This window comes from Streptomyces sp. NPDC002619 (genome assembly GCF_042889305.1).
Classification (GTDB): Bacteria; Actinomycetota; Actinomycetes; order Streptomycetales; family Streptomycetaceae; genus Streptomyces.
The window spans coordinates 1-2,318 of sequence record NZ_JBIAQV010000139.1 but is presented as its reverse complement, the minus strand read 5'-3'; the positions used below and the strand labels follow the sequence as shown (position 1 = coordinate 2,318).

The 2,318-nt window shown below is 70.0% G+C and carries 2 protein-coding genes; one reads left to right on the top strand and one right to left on the bottom strand.

The features are described 5' to 3' along the window. Positions 1-162: 162 nt before the first annotated feature. Positions 163-570, bottom strand: a complete 408-nt coding sequence (locus tag ACFYXB_RS45800) for a hypothetical protein (protein ID WP_389591434.1) — start codon at positions 568-570, stop codon at positions 163-165. A gap of 416 nt (positions 571-986) precedes the next feature. Between ACFYXB_RS45800 and ACFYXB_RS45795 the strand changes: the two genes are divergently transcribed. Next, positions 987-2,228, top strand: a complete 1,242-nt coding sequence (locus tag ACFYXB_RS45795; protein ID WP_389591433.1) for an aminotransferase class V-fold PLP-dependent enzyme — start codon at positions 987-989, stop codon at positions 2,226-2,228. Positions 2,229-2,318 lie beyond the last annotated feature (90 nt).

Sequence of the window (2,318 nt, the reverse complement as noted above, 5' to 3'; positions counted from 1 at the left end):
CCAGCGGGGCAGGTGGCGTTGAAGCGTCTACCCCGCATCGATACCTCCCGGTATTGAGTGAGGCGGGGACCTTCACCCAGCAATGGGCGAATCACTGAGATTCATTGAAACTCGGTGAACGGCATCTCGGTGGAGAGAGCTCCGTTGCGCGAGGGCGGTGACTCAGACGGCGGCGACCGAGGGCCAGCCGATGTCGTCGGTGCCGTTGACGGAGGCGTTGGTGGCGGAGGGCCAGCCGATGTTGTCCGTGCCGTTGACGGAGGCGTTGGTGGCGGAGGGCCAGCCGATGTCGTCGGTGCCGGCGGCGGAGGCGTTGGTGGCGGAGGGCCAGCCGATGTCGTCGGTGCCGGCGGCGGAGACGGTCGTGACGGAGGGCCAGCCGATGTCGTCGGTGCCCGCGGCGGAGACGGTCGTGACGGAGGGCCAGCCGATCGAGTCGGAGGCGGTCGCCGACTTCGCCGTGGCCGGCCAGCCGATGGTGTCCGCGGTCGCGGCGCTGATGCCGACGGTGGCGAAGGCGGTGGCGGCGACGGCGGCGGTGGTGGCGGCGATCCGGGCGATGCGGTTCATGGCTGGCTCCTCTGTGACAACTTCGTGTTCGTTGCTTGGCAACCTCTTGCCAAGAAGGTTGGCAAGGGAGCCTCGGGAATCACTGGGGAATTGGTCGACATGCGCTCAAGACAGGCGCCAGAAACGCCCCAGAACGCTGGACAGCGCACCGGAGTTGCCACGCCATATCGCCTATGACCTGTGCTGATATGGAAACTTGGCAGAGCTTCGAACCCTCTGGCAAGGCTTGGCAACTGCTCGGGAAGTGAGCCGGGCGGGACCGATGTGGGGGCCAGAAGGAAGCCAGACACTCCTGGCAAAGCCCCGCCACTAGAGCGCCGCCTGAGCGTACGTTGCCAACTCGGCGCGCATGTTGGCAATGTATTGCCAAGTAAATGGCAGCACGTTGCCCCACAGCATGGGGGGAGGCCCCGGAAGTGAATGCGACGTCTCACGGCGACCGCAGGGTCCACCTGGACACGGCCGGTCTGGGCCGCATGTCCGCCGCCGTCCGCGCGGTCCTGACCGAGTGGACGCGTCACGAGGACCGTTACGGGCCACACGAGTTGGAGGAGCACCTCGACGACGTCCTGTACCGCGAGATCCACGAACGCCTTGCCGCCCTGCTGGGCGCACCGGCCGGCGGCACCGTGCTGTTCACTGGTGCCGCCGACGCGTTCGCCACCCTCGTCGCGCGCCTTTCGCTGGGTCCGGGCGACCGCATCTGGACGACGCCCTACGAGGGCGCTGCCAACCTCACCGCCCTGTTCGCCCTGCGCGACCGCACCCGCTGCGGTCTGGACGTCGTACCGCTGCGTCCGGACGGCGACCTGGACCTGGAGTGGATGGCTGCGCACATCGGCGACGACGTCGCGCTCGTCTCGGTGGCGCACGTCCCGGCGGGCTGCGGCATCGTCAACCCGGTGGAGGACGTGGGCCGCATCCTCGCCCCGTACCGCTGCCTGTACGCCGTCGACGCCTCGTACGCCGTCGGCCAGCTCCCCGTGGACGCGGCCCGGATCGGCTGCGATCTGCTCACCGGGGACGGCTGGCGCTTCCTGCGCGGCCCGCAGAACGTCGGATTCGCCTACGCCGCACGGAAGTTGCGCGAGGCGCTGGCCCCGTACGGCGTCGCACCACACGTGCCGCCGCACGGTGCGGCCGTCGCCGCGCTGAACACGGCCCTGGCCGAGCACCCCGCGGCCGCCCCGGCCAAGGACCTGGCGGTCGGCCTGCGCGCCACCGTCGAGGAGACGCCCGGCACCGAACTGATCGCCCCCGGACGGATCCAGTCCGGCATCCTCACCTTCCGGCACGACGAACTGCCCGCGGCGCAGATGCGCCGGCAACTCGCGGCCCGAGGTGTCGTCGTGGCGAAGACCGTGGGTCAGGAGACCCCGCTGTACCTGCCCGGGCGCGGCGTCACCACCGCCGTGCGCGCCTGCGTCCACCACGACAACTCACCGCAGGACATCGCACGGTTCGCCGACGCACTCCGGGACGTCCTGGCCGAGCGGCACCACGACCGTCCGGCACGTGTCCCGCTCACCACGGTGACCGCGGCCGGCCCGCCTCCGGCGGCACCACGCATTCCGCTGCCGCGCCGGCGGACGGGCGGGCGCCATCTGACGCTGGTGTCCGGCCCGTCGGACACCGGGCGGCTCGAGCCTCCGGCGTGACCGGACATCTTGAGCGCAGGCCCCTCCCTTCAGGGAGGGGTTAGCTCATCTTTCAACTGCTCTGACCTGCACTGATGGTGTTAGAATTGG

Bases quoted from the DNA above. Each gene is read 5' to 3' on its own strand.
- ACFYXB_RS45800 (WP_389591434.1), bottom strand. From the start codon at position 570: ATGAACCGCATCGCCCGGATCGCCGCCACCACCGCCGCCGTCGCCGCC.